Source organism: Streptomyces sp. NPDC054813, from assembly GCF_053611365.1.
Genome location: NZ_JBSHAF010000025.1, coordinates 150859 through 169977, shown reverse-complemented (window position 1 = coordinate 169977; position 19119 = coordinate 150859). Strand labels below are relative to the sequence as shown.

Below are 19119 nucleotides of genomic sequence, written 5' to 3'. Positions count from 1 at the left end.
GCCCTCATCCAACGGATGAGGGCGAACCTAGCCACCCCCACCCCCTAGTACCCCATACGCCACGCCGGTGTGTGATGGACCTCACGTTGCGAGTTGAGAGGGCATCAAAAAACGTGCAGGTCACGGCAGTTGTTCAGTGCTTGCGACGCGGGTCGAATTGGCCTGCCGCGCGGCCTCGGCCGCACCGCTTGGGACTCCGGGCACCTGCTCGGTGAACTCGACCAGAGTGAGGCGAGGGCCGGCGCCGTTCGGAGGTCACCGGCGCGCAGTCGTCGAGCGGGGGTCGCAGTCGGTGCAGGCCAGGCTGTCCGTCGGGTGGGGGCCTTGATCCACGGGGACCTGGCTGCGGCGGTACTGGCTGCGTCCCTTGGTCGCCCAGGCCCTGCTCGGAGTCCATTCGGTCGGGACGTGGCGCTCGGGAAGGTCGGGGATACGACTGGCGCAGGCTGCGCACTGGCGGTACGTCAGCCGCTCGTTGACCACCCAGGCCGCAGGATCTCCCGCTTCATCGGCGTCGACCAGGACCAGACCGGCCTGCCCGTCCCAGCCATCCGGTCGGTCGCGGTCGGGGTCGTAGCAGTCGGACACCACGCAGCCGGGCCCGAGGACGCGTCCGGCCACACGCTCCAGGCGCTCCGCGTCGACCACGCCCGGCGCGGTGACCTGCCAGCGCCCGAACTCGCCGGGCCGAAAGATCAGCCGCATGGGACGGTCGAGCTGGACGGCGGTCTGGCCGAGGGTGACGACGTACCCGTCAATGGGACAGAGGTACCGGCCGCGGCTGCGGCCGGACGTCACACCCTGCAGAGGGACGCCGCACGTGGGGCAGTCATGATTGCCGATCTTGTCGCTCCGCCGGATGCGGACATGGTGCGTCTGCGTGCAGCGCGGGCAGCGTCCGTTCACCTCTCGGTCCTTCCCTCGGTGGCCGGCCGCGCTACGGGCGCCGGTCGGCTGGTGCGGTCGGGCAGGCGATCGCCGGGAACGCGGCCGTGTGCCCGCCCGCGGTGAACGTGATCGCGGCGGGTCGCTGGGCCCAGAAGGGGGCGACGTCGATGAGGTGATCGCCGTACTCGCTGTCGAGGATGCGCAGCCACACCTCCGTGCTGGTGATGCTGGCGCGGTATGCGGTCACGTCCCACGGCTCGGTGGTGAACCCGCAGGTGTCGGCGCGGGCGATCACGGTGTCCGGGGCGTCGGCAGTGGACATGTGCAGGACGGTGCCGTCGTAGACAAGCCGGATCCCGTCCTGGGCGAGGTCTCGTCGCCGTGGGGCCTGACGCAGAAGGTCGTGCAGGTCCCGGATCTTCAGCTGAGCCACGGTGCCTCGACCTCTCCTCGATGACGGACGTCGAGTCGACGGCCGTCACCACAGCGATCGCCGGTTCCGCTCATGCGGGTCACAGGCCGAACCGCCAGTACTTGGTGAAGCGCTCCAGCGTCAGCTCTGCGTCGAGTTCCCTGTTCCACACTGCTTCGAGCCACATCGGGACCGTGTCCAGGCGCTCGCAGACCACGATGCTCTCGGGCTGGTGGGTCAGGTAGCAGCGGCTCTCGTCCGCGAACTTCCCGCCCGGCCCGTAATTCCCGTACAGCTGCCCGAGGCGTTCACGGTTGGCTTCGATGAAGGCCTCCAACTGCCGTATGTAGCCCTCCTGCTGCTCGGCGCTGACGGACTTCAGGACGACCATGAGGATCTCTTCCGAGAGGGCGCGGTCGAAGCCCGTGTAGCTGGTCAGGGACACGAAGGCCCTCTCGGCCGCCTCGAGCACGTGGTGCACCTGTTCCTCCCCCACGCTGTCGACTGGAGTGGGCAAGGGAGGCGGCGTAAGGCTCGGCGCGGTCGGCTGCGTCTCGAGGGCGGCGGCCTTGGCTTGGGCCTGGCGGACGGTGCGGTCGGCGATGTGGGTGAGCCTGCCAGCGATCGCCTCGACAGCGCGGAGCCAGCCTTCGTGGACCGGGTCGCTGCCGGAGGGGGCCTGCGTGTCCATCTCGATGACTTCGCCATGAGCGCCTTCCACGGCGCCGGCCTGGATGGCCGCGATGAGGGTGTGTACCTCGGCCGGGCTCGCGCCCGCGGCGTCGAGGAGCTCGGCTACACGCTGCTCGGCGTTCGCGGCCGTCTCTCCGTACACGGCGATCAGCGGTAACTGCCGCCGTTCTGGGCGGTGGCTCATGATGTGGATTCCCTTGCTTCGGAGGATGGTTCGACGGCTTCGTGCGCGCTGCTACCTGACTTCGACGGAGTACGAGGCGCCGGGGAATTCCCATCCGTCGGTGCCTTCGCCGATGTCCTCCACGATGACGTCGTCGATGAAGTGGTCCTCGAACTCGTCGTCGGTGAGCTCGCCGGCGAGCCAGAGTTCCTCGATCTCGTCCCAGTGGCCCCGGCTGCCGTCGATGCGCAGGGGCGCGGCGTCCACGGTGCCGCGCGTGCGCTCGTCGTCCCCGGTTTTGACGACGCCGCTGATCTCGTACTGGCCCCGCGTGATGTGGTCGGGGAGCGGGTCGGCGGGGACGATGGCCGTGTTCTCGTACGCGGTGTGGATGAGGTCCTGGTAACTGCGGCGGACGTTGTACTCGGAGTCGGACAGCCAGTTGATGAGGGTCTTGGTCGTCACGTGGAGTCCTGCGTCCGCCAGGGCCTGCTGCCCGCGATGGGTCGCGGTGAGCTGGCTGAGCTGAGCGTGCCAGTGCTTGGCGGTGTACGACGACAGCCGGTGGCGGGGGGTGACCTGGGAGCGCAGGAGGTCGTTGAGGGCGGCGCCCAGGGAGTCACCGCGGCCTGTGGGGCCGGCCATCAGTCGTCACCCTTGGGGATGATCCCGCCGGGCTCGATGAACTTGGCCTTCACTTCGCCGAAGCCGGTCCCGATCCGGTACGTGGCGGGCGCTGTGCCATCGGGCGTCCAGAAGGCGGCCGCGTCGACGTTGAACAGCCCGACGAGCCTGCTGCCTTCCTGGACGGCCTTGAAGGCCACCGACCAGTGACGCACGGACGCCTCGGCGACCATGCTCATGCGCCAGTCCGGCCGCCAGAACGGGGACCGCTGCCCCTCGCGCTTGGGCCAGAGCAGGCGCAGCGCGATGGACAGCCGGGTCTTGTACGCCTTGTAGGGGTCGCCGCCGACCTGGATGAGCTCGGTGCGGGCCTTGCGGGTGGCCTCGTAGAAGGGCTTGAACAGGGACTCGTTGGCCTTCCCGGTCCAGGAGTCGTGAATGGTCGGCGCGGCACCGAGGTGGTTTTCGCGGACGAGCTTCTCCAGCTGCTTGATGTGGGGGGTGGTGACCCACACACGGCCCTGCCCGTCGGGCCGGTCGATGATGCGCCCCAGAGGATGCGGCATGTCCGTGCGCGTCCAGACCGGGATGTCGATGAGGTAGATGCCGGCCTTGGCCTTGTCGAACGTCTCCAGCGGGCCGGTGTGCTTCAGCTCGTTCGGAGCGAGGGGAACGGCCGAACAGGCGGAGGGGAAGGACCCGTTGCGGTCGATCAGGCACAGCACGCCCTCGCCGAAGGAGTCGGGAACGTCGAGCTTGTCGCGCCTCACGCGCTTTCCGTTCGCGTTGATGTGGGGAATGCGGGTGAGGGTGACGTCGGGGTGGACCCAGCGGGGCTCGCCGTCCATGTGCTCGCTGATCAGCGGCCACGGGCCGCTGTCGCGCTGCTCTTTGCGGATGACCGGGACCGGGTGCATCTTCGAGCGGCCGACCGCGTCCTTGAGGATCTTCAGGGCGGGGAAGACGTGGCCCTCGGGCTCGTCCTCCTCATCCCCCGGCGCCAGCTCGACCTGGTTCTCTTCCTCGTCCTCCGCCGCGTCGTCCTGGTCCTGTCCGCTGTCCGCAGGGGCGTGGACAGAGGCACCGGCAGCAGCGGCCGGGCCGGCGCTTGAGACGGTGTCGGCGGACACGGGCGTGCCGTAGGGGCGCAGCGCGGCGGCGAGGCGGTGCCCCTCATGCGTGTCCGGCCACTCCGATACCGCTGCGGCGGCCTGGAGCAGCGACGGCAGGATCCCCTTCAGGGCCTCCTGGTCGCCGTTGGCAACTGCGGTCCGCCATGCCGCGAGCTCGTGGGTGAGGGCGGCGGGGATCCCCTGCTGGCCGCCGGACGTGTAGGGAAGGGCGGCTTCAGCCAGTTCCAGCGCCGCTGTTCCGCCAGCGGCCCCCGAGGGCCCCGGGCCCGCCGGGCTGTCGGCGCGTTCGAGGGGGGCGGCTCCGGCGTCGAGGAAGCGGGCGTGGATTAGGTCGGGCTGCAGGTACGCCGAGCCGATCGTGCCGAAGTCGCGCTCCGCGACCGTCACCTGGACCCTGGCAGGGTCCTCGGTCGGCGCGAGCGTCAATGTGACGTCGGCGTCCAGGAGATCCAGGACTGCGGGATCGTCGCTGTCCACGATGGCGAGCACTGGTACGTGCAGCGTGCGCGCGAGAGTGGCCAGAACCTGGGAGGCGTCCGGGAGACGGTCCCCGGACAGCGGCAGGCGGGCGCTGTGGGCTGCCTGCAGGCGGTCCACGACCACGAGGGCCAGGCCCTCCATGTGCGGGGCGGTCTCCCTGATGTCCTCGGCGGTCAGGTCACTGCCGTCATCGATCATCAGGAGGTCGCCGGCCTGGACGAGCTGGCGGGCGACGTTCTGCTCATGCTCGGTAAGGCGGCCCTGCTTCAGACGCGCATATTCGCCGCCAGTCTCGGCGGAGATGATCCGGCGGAAGATGTCGTCCCGGTTCGGTCCCGAGGCCGCGTACAGGACCATGGCGTGGTCGACAAGCGCGGTCTTCCGTGCGGCCGCCAGACCCAGCAGGCTTCCGCCGACGCTTGGACGAGCTGCCACGAGCGTCAGCTTGCCCCGCTGCAGACCGCCTGTCGCGGTGTCCAGGCCCGGCAGCCCGAAGGTGGGACCGCCGGCAGGGCCGTCGGTGAGTACGGAACCGATGGCGTCGCCGAGCGTGGCGAGCCTGCGGGGCGTGCTGCCGCGGTCCTGGTTGCCTTGGCTGTTCACCGCACCTCCTGCGGTCGCCGCGCGCGGGTGCGCGGCCGTGTCGGACGAGAGGGCATCAGAAGAGGAGTCGGCGGGGAGCAGCACCGCGACCGGGGTGGTGTTTCGCAGGAGCACCTGCGGTTGGCCCTGGGCCGCCAGCGTGACGAGGTCACCGAAGTCCCTCTGCGCCGTACTCAGCACGTGAGCCGGGAAGGCATCGGTCTTCCTGGCTGCCGGGAACCGGTCCAGTGGCGCCAGCAGAGCGCGCACCTTGTGCTTGGTGATCACGGTGGTGCGCCCCTCTTCTTCGACGAGCTTCACCAGCGAGTACAGCTTGTTCCGCGCCGTGGTCGCGTTGATCGCGCCCTCTTCCTGTGGCGACTGGCTCACTCACCCTCCCTGAGATCTCAACTACCCATCATCATAGCAGAATCCACCCCGCGAACTGGCAAAGTCACTAGGTTCTTTAAGAATCTCACTCACTATTGGTGACTCTTTGGTGTGTGGGTTGACGAGTCGGGGTGCCGCAGCCGATCAGAAGCGGACAGCAGGAAGGCCGGGACCACCGGCCCCGGCCTCCGCTCCGCACCAACCGCAGACGATCACACCCGCCGAACCGGCGGACTCGGCCCCCGTCACCGACTCCTGCTCCCCGGGCTCGTCCTTGTACGCGACGTGTCCGCTGGCGGAGTGGGTGGTTCGAGGATCTGGTGGCCCACTCGCCGAGCCTGGGTCGAACACGGGCGTCCGACCCAGGTGCTGAGGCGTCCGTTTTCGCGGTACGGATGGCCGGTCTCGACGGTCGGCGATCCGCCGGCCGTCGTCGTCAAGCGGAGAGCAGGTCAGTCGATCAGCACGTCGAGATCACAGACGCTGCAGCGGCGCCCGCCTCCACCAGGGCGGAAAAGGTCCTCCAGATCTTCGATGGTGACGGGCCGATAGTCGGTCGGGGGCCGGGGGATGTGTCGTCGGCACAGGAGATGGACGGAGTCCTGCGAGAGGTAGCCCACGGCCTCGTCAGGTCCAGACGCTGCGCGGACGTGGATTTCGTGCGGGTCCGGTGCAGGGGTCGACGGGATGTGGGCGACGGCAGCGCCGATCGCTTTGACGCAGGAGACGCAGAGGACGGGGTCAAGGCGGCCGTACGTGCTCACGTCGGCCAGGTGCAGCTGCCACTGCTCGTAGGCGATGGTCTTGTGGCATGTCATGCAGCGGCTGTTGTAGGCCGGCTCGATGACGATGAGGGCGGATTCGGTCAAGACGATGCTTGAGTCGTCTTCCGGCTCAGCTCGCGCGTTCTCGCGCACGCGATTGAGCGCGTCGTGGTAGCCGATTCCCTCGGCCTGCTGCAGCTCCCGTGCCCGCTGCTGGGCAGTGTTGCGCTTGGTCACGATCGTCTCCATGAGACCGGCCTTTGCGCCCACGCCGTCGGCCGGTGGAGAAGAGGATCGGCCTGTTCTGGTGATCTGGATCCCGAAGGACCTTCTCCCGGAACTCACGCGGCGTGGGCGCGCGACAGCGGGATGGGCGTTCAGTTCGCCTATGGGATCACGGTATCCGAAGGCGCTGACAGCGATGGGAGAACCGGGGTACGTCACGGGCTGTCAGGCACGTGTTTCCGGAACCTCTCGTGTGCGGACTGCTTGCTCGTCATGAGCGGCTGCGCGATTTCGTCCCAGGAGTAGTCCGCCGCCCTGGCTGCGCGCACGGCCTCCTTCTGCCATTCCCCGGCATGCATCTGGAGCCGGGTAGCCGCGTAGATGGCGAGGAGGGGCCGCTGCTCGTCGAGTTCCCCGCCCTCCCGCACGGGGACGCTGAGCGCCTGGACCGTCTCCTCCACCTCATCGAGCAATCGCCGGAGCCGCTCCGGCAGCGTGCGGGACAGGCTGACCTCGGCGTGCCGGACCCACTCCCGCTGCAGCCCCTCATCGCAGGCATCGGGGTCTGCGAAGTCCACCGGGCGGCGAGGCCCGCGCCAGCCGCAAGCGCAGACAACCCGGAGCGCCTGGGCGCGCCGCCGCCCTTCATTGCCGTCGTACTTGAAGGACCACGACCAGGACACGCGCCGCTTCCAGGTCTCTTCCGAGTCCTCGATGGTGTCGTGAGGTGCCTCCTCTCCGCCTGCAAGTACGGCAACGACCCAGGCTTCATGGGAGCCGTCATCGTCCGTGTGCAGCCAGCCCATACACCACTCCTCGACTCGACCACGACAGAATGCCGTCAGGGATCCCTGACGATATCAACATCGTCAGGAGAGCCTGACGAGAATGGGCAAGGTTTCGGCGATGTGCATCATGAGATGGACCAGCCGACCGGTACGACTCTGCCGACGAGTGCACGACGCCCAATCCGCGGGCCTCATGGTCAGCGTGGAAGGATCAGAGGCTCGCCCGTCATGGGGCTCTTGGCCCGATCCGGGTCGGTGAGCAGTTTCTGTGTCGCCCACTGCGCTTCCCAGCGTGCGGCGGTCTGGCTCGGAGAACGACCGCCCTTGTAGTACACCTTCGAGCCGTCCTCGCGTTCCCAGTCGAGCGACCATCGCCACGGACCGACGGGCGCAGCCGGGCTCCACAACGTGCGCCCGTCGAACGGCTCCGAGTCAACCTTGGCCCACACCAACAGGTCGGTCCCCGGCAGAGGAACCCGCGCGCTGGCACAGATGTGGTCGGCTCCGGAGGCCTGCCACAACAGAGCGGCGGGCAGCGAGTCCTCCGCCGACAGCTGTGCCGCCCACGCGATCAGGTCGGCGAGATCCCACACCAGAGCCAGCGTCAGCGCGGCACGCTGCAGCGGCGGCCAGCCACCGGGGGCTTCCAGCAACAGTACGTCCACGGCGTCGCCGATTCGGTCCTCGTTGAGCAGTTCCTCACGCAGAAACTCCTCCATCGACTCCGCCCGGGATTCACGGCCCCCGGCCGCCGTCTCCTCTACCAGATCCAGTGCCAGGGCGACCGTTTCGCGGCTCACCGACAGCGCGATCCCCAACTCCCGCAACTGCTCTGGCGCCAATTGCTCCAGGAGATTCTGCAGGCGGCCTGCCACCACCGTGTTCGCCTCGCCCAACTGGGGCAGCTCGACACGCAGCCCGGGAACGTCAACCGCCGCCGGATGCCCCCACACGTGGGCTGCCTTCCACAGCCTCATCAGCTGCCGGACGTCGTCCACGCCCTCTACCTGCTCGGCGATGTCCAGGGCCGCGTCGACGACGGCGAGGGCGGCCGTGTTCCGCTCGGCGCCGGGCCGGCCGGCGAACCGGCACAGCGCCGCCGACCGGCCGTCGACCGGACCCAGCACCAGGCCGGCATTCTCGAACCTCTGCGCCATTGGGTCTTCTCCCTTCCTCGTCACAGTCGGTCGGTGAACGCGCAGCGCGCGTGCACGGCGAGCAGGCGGGAAGAGGCAAGGGGCGCTGCAGGGGTCAGGTCGAGCGGCCCGTACAGCAGGGCCGATCCCCGATCGCGGGCGCACTCCAGCCACGCGGCCGACACCGGCTTCGGCTCCGAGGCGCTCCAGAGGATGACGTCGTACGCATCGGGGCGCCATTCACCCGGCTTGTCGGGCACGAGGGTGGCGTCCAGGAGCCGGACGATGCCCAGCAGGGTGCCGTTCGTCTCGTGGATCTTCAGCACCCACGCCGGATCTTCCGCGGGCAGTCCTTCGGGAGTGTAGGGCTCCCACGCCAGGCGCTCGTGCAGGTCGGCGTAGCCGGCCTCGGGACTCTCCGGGTCCGGGACCAGCGCGACCGAGGCGACGTTGCCGGACCCGGTCAGCGTCATGTCGGCCCGGACGCCGTACCGGGCGGGGTGAGCGAGCCCCGAGAGGTCGAGCACCGTGCCGGGGTTGGCGTCCCCGGGGTCATTGTCCGAGGTGGTGAAGGTGAAGGGCGACGCGTTCCGCTGGCCGGTGGTCTGGCTGCGCATGAGTCCGGGGTGCTTGTGCCCGAAGAACGTCCACAGGTCCAGCGCGTCTTCCAGGAGCGCCGAACGCGCCTCGCGGTTCAGCGTCTCGACGCAACGGACCATGCTGCGGCCGTCGCCCGGAGGCGACGACTTCACGGCCTGGAAGAACACCTGGGCGCCTTCGGAGGCAAGGGAACCCGCATCCGGCTCGTCGGCGGCGAGCAGGCTGTAGACGGATCCGGCCGTCACTGCGAGCACGATCGGGTCCTCGGCGAGGAGCTTCGCCGCCAGGGACTGCTGGCACGGCGCGCAGCGCTCGAGGCACGCGCCGATCAGCGCGGACGCGGTCCGCATGTCCGGCGCGGTGTCGACTCCCCAGCCGCCGGGGTTGCCAGGCTGGAGGTCCTGGTTCGACGGCCCGCTGTCGTGCTGGTGGAGGGTGCCGGCGTTGGCGGCGGCGTACGCGGCGCCCCGGGACCGGCTCGTGTTCCGCGCCCGGCTCTTGCGACCGTGGCTCTTGGACATGGCTCTCTCATTTCCCGCGCCCGGCCCCATGATCCGATGCGCGCGACGAAGAGCAGCATGCGGAAGGCTCAACGGTCGTACAGCCGTCAGATGTTGACGTACACCTCGCACTGATGCTGCACAGACCGGACCCTCGTATGAGGGGCCGCGGGCACCTTTGCCGTGGTGCGCCCTGGTCATGGGCCAGGGCGCGGGCTTGGGCCGATGCGTCGGCCACTGCGCGCACCCTATCGCTCCGCGATCGGGCCGGGGAAGCAATGGCCCAAGCAGCACACAACGTCTCGTTCCCGCCCGGTGAGGGTCAGCGGATGCGAGAGTCCAGGTAGGCATTGATCCGCACGACGTCATGGCGCATCAGCTCCGCCAGTTGCGGGCCCGCCCACAGCGCGAACGTCAAGGCGATCTCCCGAGCGTCCTCGACGGCGTGGTCCTGCCGGACGTAGTGCAGGTACGGCACGCCAATCCGGACCAGGCGCTGCCCGGCGGGCCCGTCCGATCGAGTGGCCAGCTCATCCGCGACGACCGACATGATCTCCACGGCCGTGGGGCCGGCCGGGTGCGCGTGCATCTGGCTTTGGCACACCTGGTCGCCGAATTCGCGCAGCCACTGGTCGAGCCGGTCTCTGTCCTGGTTGAGCTGGCCGTAGAGGTAGCCGCACAGTTCGACCGCGAGCCATTCGGCCAGCAGCAGTGAGTCCTCCCGCAGGGTGTCGTCCGCGCGCCAGTTCTCCAGCACGGACGTCAGGTCGTTGTACATCTCCCGGTTGGGCGGTGGCGGTCCGTCTTCGCGGTGGTCGCGGCGGGCGGCGTGGTCAAGCGCGGTCGCCCTGATCAACGAGAAGGCCATGGTGCGCGGTTCGGGTCGGATGGTGGTCTCAGTCATCGCGGGACTCCGGTGGATGGGTGTCACGGTGTCGGTCGTCGCCGTGTGGGCCGGCGTGGCGGCTGGTCGTCCTGCTTGGCCGTCACGGTGCCCGGTTCGTCGTCGTCACCGTCCGGCTGTCTGCCTCTTCTGAGTGGGGAGCGCCGCGAGCGGGGACCGGCGGCCCTTGGGGGTCGCGCGGACGGCTGTCCAATCGATCCGGCGGTTTCGAGTGACGCGGTCCAGGTCGGCCTGGCGGTAGAGCAGGACGACGTCGTGCTTGTTCCACGAGGAGCGGGCGGTGGCTGCGTGGGTGAGGAGCCCGGCGCGGACAAGGTGGTCGAGGTCCGACTCCCGGATGCCGAGGATCGTGGCGGCGGCGTCGCGCATGTGGAGCTGCCCGGCGGCAGAGGCGCGTTCGACTTTCCGGCGGTCCGTGAGGTTCTCCAAGGCGAGCCCGCAGTACAGGGGGTGGCCCTTGTGGTCGCCGACCACGGGGAGGTGGCCGCGGCGGGCGAGTTCGGCGGCGGTGCCGGAGTGCACGGTCATGCTGAAGCGTTCGGCGAGGTGTTCCTCGGCGCGGACGGCGCCGACGTCGGGCATCGCCCCGACGGCCTGCCGGATGGCGTCGATGCGGTCGAGGGCGTCGTCGAAGACGGCGGCGGACCAGCGGCCGCCGACGACGTCGGGGCCGGGAATGAGCCCGAGGCGCTGGGCGCGGGCGAACTGCCACAGTGTCAGGCCGGCGCGGTCGGGGAACTGCAGGGGGCCGTACGACGTGAGCGGCGCGGTGGTGGGCATATCGGGGTCTCCGTCCGAGGTACTGGGGCTGAGGGCAGGCGGATGGTTCGGGGCTGCGCCGGGGGCGTTGGCGGTGATCCGGTCGCGGTTCACCGGTAGGCCCCGTCCCACATCTCCTCGTCGGCCCACGCACCGTCGTCGTACTCGTCGAAGTCCGTCTCGTCGGCCCGGCGCTCGTCGTCCAGGGCGTCCAGGACCAGTTCGTCGTGCTTGTCGTCGTAGGGGTCGTACGGCTCGCGGGCCTCGGCCGCCATGTCCGCCCAGTACGCCGCCTCCTGCTCGGCTTCCCAGTCGGCGCGCTCGGCCGGGTTCAGGGAGGCCAGCCAGGCTTCGTGCTGCGTCTTACGGGCCTCATCGGCGGCCTGGTGGTAGCCCTGCCAGACGTGCGCGGCAAGGCCGGGCTCGGGGGAACACCAGGACCAGGTGCCGTCGAGCAGGTGGTGGCCGGCGGGGCGGGCACAGCGGCCGCCGTCGATGGGGTGCGCGAGGCCGTTGCAGAGCAGGACGAGTTCCGTCGAGCGACGCGGCGTCGACGGACGGGGTGCACGACGCAACTCGGCGAGGACGTCGGGGAAGCGCCGGCCTGTGGTGCGGGCGATCTCGCGGGCCTGTCGCTTGAGGTGGTCGCTGCCGGATTTGGTCACGGTCGTCTCCACAGCGGGACCCCACACATTCCCGCCGGACGTCGCGTGAAAGGGGCGCAGCCGGACAGACGGGCTCTTCGGGTGGTGCTGCGCGGGACCCGGTCTCGGTCCTTGTCCGGCGGCGCTGCCCCGGTGCGGCGTGGGCGCGGGGGCAGCAGCGGAAACGGCGGTTCGCGGCATGCCGTTTACTACGGGATCTACCGTAGTAGGTGCCACTGACAACGGGGGCTCGATGGTGTTGAGCAGGCCTTTCACACCGGGAGGACGGTGACCCGGTCCGCGATCCAGCCCGGAAGCTCGAGAATCGCCACGTCCCGGCTGATGACGTAGGGCGTGCCGTTCACGACGGATCCGGGGCCGATGAGATACCCGCCGCTGCGCCGGCCGGGACCACGGACGTCGATGCCCTGCCCGAGCGCCGCCCGGCCCCCGGAGAGGCTGGCAATCGTGCATTCGGCCGGGGCGCGGAAATACAGGTGCAAGCCCCCGCTCGGGGTCCGCACCGTCAAGGTGTCAGGCCAGTCCTGGCCGATCCGGGCGGCGAGTGCCGCCAGCCCCGCCTGGCCGTCGCCCTCGACGTCCAGGTCCAGCCCGACCACGCGGGAAGCACGGCAGCCGACGCCGATGTTGTCGCCCTCGCGCCACACGGCACGGACGCGGGAGAGCTCCGTCAGACAGCGGACATGCCACCCGCTCCCGGCCGGCCGCCGACCGCCGGGCGAGAGCGGGAACACCGCCAGCCCACGCCGGACCAGATCGACGGCCGCGGCCGTGGTCGAGGGCGGCTCAGCACACACAGTGGTACTCGTGGGTGGCACCGCACTCGCAGCAGTGGAATCCGGTGCCGAAAAACCCGCACTCCTCACAGCTGTACTCCCGGGGCTCGTCCGGCTCGTCGATGCCCAACTCGTACATGAAGACCGGAAGGTCGAGGGCCTCGACGGCCGCCGCGTACGTCGTCACGTCGGCGTACTCGGTGAAGACCTGGCAGAGCTCATCCCGGCGGGGATCGTCCAGGATGGCGACCGCATCGTGGTGTCGGACGCCGAACGTCCCCTTGATAGCAGCGAGTTCCTTCTTGCGGGCGTGGTTCTTCGGCATGGCGTAACCCCTCCAGCGCCGCGGCGATCCCGTGACTCGCCACGCAGGAAGCGTCGGCCGAGGAAAGTGCTCAGAGGGGGCTCGGCGCGGGGCACCTTCGGAGGAACATCCGGTCACGGGCCGAACAGGTTCCGGGCCTTCGAGCCGGGCCCACGGTCCACTGACCGCCACTTCGTACGGTAGTGGATACCACTGACACGCGGGGCGCACGGGGCGCTGCCGCGCGTGGGCAGGTCACGGCTCCTGGCGGGCTGCCGAAAGGTGCCGGCGTACCGAACGGCCTGGTGCTGCCAATCGTTGACCAGACGGACGGTGCCCGCCCGGGTGCTGTGACGAGACGAGGGTGATCCGATGGCGGAAACAGTTCTCCCGGAGGTGCGGGCCGCGCAGCGGCGCGTCATCAGCACGGTGAGGGTGTCCGGCGTGCTGAACAGTGACGGCCTCGCGCTGTGGCGCGAGGCTGGCTGCGGCGAGCGGAAGGCCACCGCCGCCGAGATCGGCCAGGACCTGGAGCTGCTGGAGGTGCCGTACACGATGGTGACGGCATGCCGTTTCCCCCTGGCCAACTCCCGGAGCGAGCAGCTGCGTCGTGGCGAAGAGGTCCGGATCGCCAGGAAGGACCTGACACACCTGGTGCGCTGGATGCCCTCTCTGAAGGAGTCCATTGACAACATCCCCGACGACTGTCCGGGCTGGGGCTTCACAATCTTCCAGCCGAAGGCTGAGGACATTGCGGTGACGGGCTTCGCCCTGGCGGCAGACTGGCCGGTCTGGACGGAGAAGCAGGCGCGGGCCGCGCGCCTGCTGTGCGCCGTATGCGACTACGACCTGCGTCAGCGCAACGACGAAGACCGGATGCCGTACTACATTCCGCTGCCGGAGAAGCCGAACAGACTCCGCCTGGTGTGCGGGCGGTGCTGCAACCACGGCCGGGACGAGATGCAGCGCCTGGCCTCGCTCGCCGGGTAGTCGGCGTATCCGGCTCCGAGTAGGCCCAACGCTGGGCTATCGACGTGGACCCGCTGCTCCGTTGGTGCAACCCGGTCTTCTACGCTGACGCAGGCTCCGGCTGCGGATGCCGGGCCTTTGTCCGTACGGCAGCCTCGACGTCGAAGCGGGGCTTGTCCTCCTGCCCGGCATGCGCGGTGACGGCGGCCTGGACATCCCCGGCCAGATTCCGCCAGTGCTGCCAAGCCGTCTCGTACGTCTCGGTCTCCTCCGGCGACCAGGGGTGAGCCGTGGGCCGACCGTAGGTGTCCTTCAGTTCCCGTACCCGGCCGTGCGCCTCGTCGGCCGCTCTCTGCATCTCCACAAGATCATCGAATGTGTGTGCCACGTTCATGGATCCTATGTCGCTCGCCTTGGGGCACGGTGCCGCTGACCAGCACGTCGCACGCTCATGGGTCAGCGGATGCGGTCTCGCCTTGGGCCGTCCATGTGCGAAGGACATGCTCCAGGCCGTTCGTCTCCTCGATGAGCTGGATCACCACAGCCGGGTTCTGGCTGTAGAGCCCGACCCAGGTCTTGTATCGCTCCTCGGCGGTGTCGAGGACCGTCCACTCTCCCTGCACGGCCGGGCCGGCGGCGACGAACCGCAGCCGGGCGAGATACCGGCTCTCCATCGCACTCCTCTCCGTCCAGCCTTCTTCCACACGGCGACGGCGGGCCGTCCGGCACCCGTAGGGTACGGAGATGTCTTACACCTCACTGCACCGGGCCATCGGCGTACCGCCCGGCCCCGTGACCGCCGAGATGCTCGAACAGGCCGTTGCTCTCGGCCTGAGCGAGGCGGAGGATCTCGACTGGAAACAGGACGCCGATGATGTGAAGGACAACCGCGAGACCGCCAAGGACTTCGCGGCTCTGGCCAACGCCCGCGGCGGGCTCATCATCACCGGTGTACGCGAGGATGGTGCCGACCACGCCGCCGAACTCCTGGGAGTGCCGGACGAGCGTGCCGGGAGCCTCGTGGACAAATTCCGACAGGTTGCCACCTCGCTCGTACGACCGTTCATCCCTGCCTTCAAGGTCTATGCCGTGCCGCTGTCTGCCTCTCCCGGCCGCTCGGCCGTCGTCGTCGAGGTCCCCCGCAGTCCGGAGGCCCCGCACTTGGTGGTCGTGGACAAGGAGGTCATGCGGTACCCGAAAAGGGTCGGCACGGACACGCCGTGGCTCGGTGAGTCCGAGCTCGAGGCGGCATACGGGCGACGGTTCGCCCTCCGGCAGGATGCACAGATCCACTTGCAGCGGTTGTACGACGAGCTGCGCCACCGGTCCCTCCAGCAGGATCCGCGCCGGGTGTGGGTCGTCGTGACGGCGGTCCCCACCGTGCCGGCGCCCGTCGAATTGGCCCCGACGGTCAATCCGTCGGTTGCTGATCCGGTCATGGCTGAGATCCTCGACGCCCTCCCCGGCCGCAGTCAGAGCCTGCTACGCCGGCACGTGTCGACCCCGTACCCCGTGGTGGGGCTGCGCCGCTCCATCTTCACACCCAGCCGCCCCTACACCGCCTTCAGCGACCGCGCCCAGGTCGAACTCCACCACGACGGGTCCTTCGGCGGCGGGCTGAACGCAAGCTCCGACGTGCAGATCGGCCCCACCCTGCTGCCCCAACTTCACCTCGAAAGCGCCGTACGCGACCTGGTGACTGCCGCAGTCCTCAACGCCGGCCTGCGAGGCGCCGACGGCGTCCTTCAGCTCCGTGTAGACATCCTCGCCAACAGCCCCGTGGCCCTCGCCGAACGAGACGGACGGTACGACGAGCAGATCGACGGAAGCATCACGCTCGACGGAAGTCTCCCGGCGCAGGCCGCCCGCTTTGTGACGACGGAGGCTCCCGTCGCCGATCTCGTGGCACTTCCCGAGCGCCGTGCGGAGGCCGCGAAGCGGCTCCTGCTGGACCTCACTCACCAGTTCGCCGTGCCCGACTTGCTCCAGTCCTGACCGACTGATTCTCCAGGTCCCCTGATCGGGTCACCGCGTACGACGGACCACGGACTGTCGACCAAGGCAAACACGGGCTGGGCGCCTCCTGCGACGTCTCGCTCCTCACCGAGCGTGACGACGACGCGAATGGCGAGGCCGTGGAAGGGGGCACCCGGCTCTTCGCAGGGGTCGTACCGGGCACGGACACGGCATTGTCAGACCGGAGGGACACGAGGTCGACGCTGAAAGAGATGTTCGCGCCGCTGTGCCCGGGGCGCGCTCGGTTCGGATCACGTGCTCCGCAGCCGGGTGACCGTGACCACGGCGTGCCGGGTTCGTTCCGGCAAGGACCTTCCGCATTATCGAGGGTCACCTCACCGGTGTGCGGACAACGGCCGCCGGGGTGGCGCTCATCCCGGCGTGTCGGCTTCCGCCGCTTCCTCGGGTGGTTGCTGTGCGGTGATCGAGCGGAGCACCACGAGGGCGGCCTGGAGGACCAGGGCGATCCGGTGCCGAGGTGGGCGGCGCTCTGTCAGGTCGTGGAGGACCTCGTTACGCAGGTTCATGCCTTCGTTCGGGTCGGCGAGCAAGAGGCGGAAGACGGTCGGCCAGGGTGCTTCAAAGCCAGCGGTCTCCATGTCCGCAATGAGTGCGCCGAGTTGGCCGACCTGGCCGGGTCGATCCCCTTGAGAATGCTGGATGACAGGGATGTCCGTGGCCTTCAGGTGTCGGCGCAGTAGGCCCTCGATGCGGATGAGGGCGAGTTCGACGGCGACGTCATCGTCGTGCTCGAAGTAGGCCTGGAAGGCACGGGCGAGCCCGCGCATCCGCTCGGGCGGGGCGACCGGAGGGTGGACGAAGAGGGCGAGGAGGTCGTCGACGGTGGGGACGAAGCGTTCCTGGATTCGGTCGAGCTGGGCTTCCAGCTGAAGGCCGTGCAGGTCCAGGACGAGGGTGCGGGTGTCGGTTCCGACTGGTCTTGAGCTGGCTTTGGCAAAGGGCGTGGTGACGACGGGACCATTCATGTTGATCTTGGCCGTCGGGAGACGCAGTAGGCCCTGAAGTGTGTCCTCGGGGATGGACGTGTCCGCGGCCCCGGACAACAGAGGCGTGGCTGCGGCGACTGCCCGGAAGGCCTCGCCGAGGTCGTCGGCGGCGTCGATGGCCGAGAGGGCCGGAGTGAAAAAGTCGGCGGGGATCTGTATCGGCAGCCCGATGCGCACCAGGTCGAGGTCGTCGCGAGTCAGGCGCTGCTGCTGGCGGCGGATCTCCTCCAGCGCCTCGGCGAGGCCCATCTTCTGGGCGTACGCCGCGGCTTCCTCGAGGCACATCAGCTTGGCCACGCCGCCGAACCGCTCGGCGTGGTCGGTGTAGGCGTCGATGACGCGCTGGTCGATGGCGCTGCGTTCGTCGTCGTCGGCCGCCGTCTTGCGGAGATCGGTCAGGAACAGCACGCCATTGTGGAGATCGGACCGGTATCCCTCCACGGCTCGCTCCAGCAGCGGGCGCACCCTGTCGTGGTACTCCCGGTGTTCGAGCAACGGCTCGGTCAACGCTGCGACGACGCCTGGAGCCGGATCCTCCCAACCCAGCGCCATGTCGGCGAGGGCGAGCATGTCGGCGACGACGTCCGAGAGCACCGGCTGCCCTGTCGATGCGGCCAGTCCGTACGCCGCGACGAGTGCGTCAGCGGCCTGCATCCGGCCGATCGAGGCGAACGTCCCCGTCCCGTCCCTGAGGATGGGGGCTGCCTGGCGGTACGCGTCCACCGCTGCGCGCAGGTGCTCAATGGGGCGTTTTCCATGGCGTGCCGCCCACAACAGGTGGTGCAGTCGTGCGCGTACGGCCGGGTGGTGGGCCGCCTGCGCGTACGCCGCCCACATCTCCTGTGCGTCCTGCGGGATCTGGCGCACCTCGCGTGGCCACAGTGCCTCTCCGGACCCGTGATACTCACCGCGGAACGTGCCGTCGGACCGGGTGAAGAAGAGCATCGCGGCACGCAGCGCCTCCAGGTGCCGGTGCTCCGCCTCGGGCCATGCCTGCCGGTCGGCCGCGACCGCCAGCCCCTCGGCCACGATCGAGTGCGACGGGTAGGTGGCCGACGACGCAGCGTCCAGCGCCGCGAGTACGGAGGGGTACACGTCCGTCATCGTTCGTTCCTGTCTTCCGGTCCGGCGCCTCAGGACGTCGCGGTCGCGGAGTCCTCGCCAGGGAGGACGGTGTAGATGAACGTGGCGCAGTAGTCGAAGCCGTCCGTCCCCGTGTTGACCCGGTGGTAGGGACCGCTGCTCTTCATGTAGATGTGGACGTTCCGGCGCGCGGCGACGTCGGTGCTGCTGACGCGCCAGACGATGTCGAGATCCCGGCCCGTGTAGCAGGGGTTGTCTGTGTCGCGGGTCGGAAGGACCCACCACGTGAGGTCACGGCCCTGGGGGTCAGTGCCGCGGCACCGGAAAGTGATCGTGTCGCCGGGGTGCAGCACCGCGCCGGTCCGAAGCGAGACCCCGTGCTCCATGGGGTCCGGCGGGAAGGTGTCGATGCAGTTCCCAAGGCTGTCGATGACGCTGTCGATCCGCGCGAAGTAGTCCCCCGCCGGGTCCTGGCTGCTCATGTAGATGGTCACCCTGTTCCGGATCTCGCCGGCGATGCCGCTCAGCAGTTCCTCTTCGAATGGAAGCAGGTCCCGGCTGTGGGCCACGGAGTTGCGCAGTGCTTCGAAGCGGCTGAGCAGCCCCAACGTCTCGCTGTGATTGCCCAGCGCGGGCTTGAAGTCTGCCCAGTACTTCTTCAGCAGGGCGAGGATGTCGAAGAACTGGGCGTACGCCAGCTCGCTGCTTGGAACCGAAGCGACCCCACGGCGTGTTCGGCGGCCGGCCTCTTCATCCCGGATCCCCCGGATCTTGACCGCCCGTTCCTCGGGGAACACCTGGGAGACCCAGTCCGTGCCCAGCTTCTTGGCCAACACCGAGGCGATCAGGCTCCGCAACGCCTGCTCACACGTCGCCAGCGCCTCCGCCGGCTGCATCTGTGGCATCGGTTCCTCCACCCCGTGTGACCGCAGGACCATCATCATCCCGAAGGCGGACGCCTCACGTCACCGGGTTATCCCCCCGCGCGGCCCCCAATCGGTCGCTGGCCCCGGAGCGCCGACGACCTGTCAAATTCGTTTTTCCGAGCCCCATTTCATGCCGTACGATCACGCCAGCATTCGGCTTGTGCCGGCTCTCCACCACCCCTCATGGCCCGTACGGGCAGAGGAAGCGCAATGGTCACCCAGCTCAGCTCCCCGATTCTCTTCGTCGAGCGGGCTCGGTAGGTCGCGCACCACACGGTCGGGAGACGGACGCGTGTGACAGTTGCTCAGATCGTCTTCGGCGTGCGGTGACT

General features: G+C 69.1%; 20 protein-coding genes and 1 pseudogene. 3 read left to right on the top strand and 18 right to left on the bottom strand.

Translation table 11 applies throughout. The annotated features are described in order from the left end of the window. Positions 1-255: 255 nt before the first annotated feature. From ACWGJB_RS38630 to ACWGJB_RS38565, 14 genes are all read right to left on the bottom strand, one after another. Entirely contained in the window at positions 256-798 is a 543-nt protein-coding gene (locus ACWGJB_RS38630) for a hypothetical protein (RefSeq protein WP_453384710.1), read from the bottom strand. A gap of 139 nt (positions 799-937) precedes the next feature. Beyond that, entirely contained in the window at positions 938-1321 is a 384-nt protein-coding gene (locus tag ACWGJB_RS38625; RefSeq protein ID WP_390849077.1) for a hypothetical protein, read from the bottom strand. Between the two features lie 79 nt (positions 1322-1400). Then, a complete protein-coding gene (locus ACWGJB_RS38620; RefSeq protein ID WP_453384709.1) occupies positions 1401-2177 on the bottom strand; it encodes a hypothetical protein in 777 nt (258 codons plus the stop codon). A gap of 51 nt (positions 2178-2228) precedes the next feature. Next, positions 2229-2801 (bottom strand): PX domain-containing protein, encoded by a 573-nt coding sequence (locus ACWGJB_RS38615; protein ID WP_390849075.1) that lies wholly within the window; start codon positions 2799-2801, stop codon positions 2229-2231. After that, a complete protein-coding gene (locus ACWGJB_RS38610) occupies positions 2801-5365 on the bottom strand; it encodes a type II toxin-antitoxin system prevent-host-death family antitoxin (RefSeq protein ID WP_453384708.1) in 2565 nt (854 codons plus the stop codon). Before ACWGJB_RS38610 ends, ACWGJB_RS38615 begins: the two co-directional genes overlap by 1 nt. A gap of 452 nt (positions 5366-5817) precedes the next feature. Then, entirely contained in the window at positions 5818-6366 is a 549-nt protein-coding gene (locus ACWGJB_RS38605) for a hypothetical protein (RefSeq protein WP_390849073.1), read from the bottom strand. 203 nt (positions 6367-6569) lie between these two features. Then, a complete protein-coding gene (locus ACWGJB_RS38600) occupies positions 6570-7160 on the bottom strand; it encodes a hypothetical protein (protein WP_390849072.1) in 591 nt (196 codons plus the stop codon). A 179-nt stretch (positions 7161-7339) separates the two neighbouring features. After that, positions 7340-8299: a hypothetical protein gene (locus tag ACWGJB_RS38595; protein ID WP_390849071.1), complete on the bottom strand. Its 960-nt coding sequence runs from the start codon at positions 8297-8299 to the stop codon at positions 7340-7342. A 20-nt stretch (positions 8300-8319) separates the two neighbouring features. Then, complete coding sequence (locus ACWGJB_RS38590; RefSeq protein WP_453384707.1) at positions 8320-9399, bottom strand: hypothetical protein; 1080 nt, start codon at positions 9397-9399, stop codon at positions 8320-8322. Between the two features lie 301 nt (positions 9400-9700). Continuing rightward, complete coding sequence (locus ACWGJB_RS38585) at positions 9701-10282, bottom strand: hypothetical protein (RefSeq protein ID WP_453384706.1); 582 nt, start codon at positions 10280-10282, stop codon at positions 9701-9703. 105 nt (positions 10283-10387) lie between these two features. Then, entirely contained in the window at positions 10388-11062 is a 675-nt protein-coding gene (locus ACWGJB_RS38580) for a hypothetical protein (RefSeq protein ID WP_453384705.1), read from the bottom strand. An 89-nt stretch (positions 11063-11151) separates the two neighbouring features. Continuing rightward, a complete protein-coding gene (locus ACWGJB_RS38575; protein WP_453384704.1) occupies positions 11152-11706 on the bottom strand; it encodes a hypothetical protein in 555 nt (184 codons plus the stop codon). Between the two features lie 251 nt (positions 11707-11957). Further along, positions 11958-12503, bottom strand: coding sequence for a bifunctional DNA primase/polymerase (locus ACWGJB_RS38570; RefSeq protein WP_453384703.1), 546 nt, complete (start codon positions 12501-12503; stop codon positions 11958-11960). Further along, positions 12493-12807 carry a hypothetical protein gene (locus tag ACWGJB_RS38565; protein WP_453384702.1) on the bottom strand — a complete coding sequence of 105 codons (315 nt, stop codon included), beginning with the start codon at positions 12805-12807 and terminating at the stop codon, positions 12493-12495. Before ACWGJB_RS38565 ends, ACWGJB_RS38570 begins: the two co-directional genes overlap by 11 nt. A 351-nt stretch (positions 12808-13158) precedes the next feature. On the opposite strand from ACWGJB_RS38565, the gene ACWGJB_RS38560 reads away from it, so the two are divergent. Then, positions 13159-13776 (top strand): hypothetical protein, encoded by a 618-nt coding sequence (locus tag ACWGJB_RS38560; RefSeq protein ID WP_453384701.1) that lies wholly within the window; start codon positions 13159-13161, stop codon positions 13774-13776. A gap of 79 nt (positions 13777-13855) precedes the next feature. Here the strand turns inward: ACWGJB_RS38560 and ACWGJB_RS38555 are convergent, their stop codons facing one another. After that, entirely contained in the window at positions 13856-14143 is a 288-nt protein-coding gene (locus ACWGJB_RS38555) for a hypothetical protein (RefSeq protein WP_453384700.1), read from the bottom strand. A 61-nt stretch (positions 14144-14204) separates the two neighbouring features. After that, positions 14205-14429 carry a hypothetical protein gene (locus ACWGJB_RS38550; protein ID WP_453384699.1) on the bottom strand — a complete coding sequence of 75 codons (225 nt, stop codon included), beginning with the start codon at positions 14427-14429 and terminating at the stop codon, positions 14205-14207. Between the two features lie 70 nt (positions 14430-14499). Here ACWGJB_RS38550 and ACWGJB_RS38545 point away from each other — a divergent pair, with 70 nt between their 5' ends. After that, on the top strand, positions 14500-15750 hold the full coding sequence (locus tag ACWGJB_RS38545; protein WP_453384698.1) for an AlbA family DNA-binding domain-containing protein: 1251 nt from the start codon (positions 14500-14502) through the stop codon (positions 15748-15750). A gap of 86 nt (positions 15751-15836) precedes the next feature. Continuing rightward, positions 15837-15953, top strand: a pseudogene (locus ACWGJB_RS38540) (methionine synthase); the annotation flags it as partial. Between the two features lie 189 nt (positions 15954-16142). On the opposite strand, the gene ACWGJB_RS38535 reads toward ACWGJB_RS38540, so the two are convergent. Both ACWGJB_RS38535 and ACWGJB_RS38530 read right to left on the bottom strand, forming a co-directional pair. Further along, positions 16143-17882, bottom strand: coding sequence for a DUF7380 domain-containing protein (locus ACWGJB_RS38535; protein ID WP_453384697.1), 1740 nt, complete (start codon positions 17880-17882; stop codon positions 16143-16145). A 29-nt stretch (positions 17883-17911) separates the two neighbouring features. Further along, complete coding sequence (locus ACWGJB_RS38530) at positions 17912-18766, bottom strand: Swt1 family HEPN domain-containing protein (RefSeq protein ID WP_453384696.1); 855 nt, start codon at positions 18764-18766, stop codon at positions 17912-17914. Positions 18767-19119 lie beyond the last annotated feature (353 nt).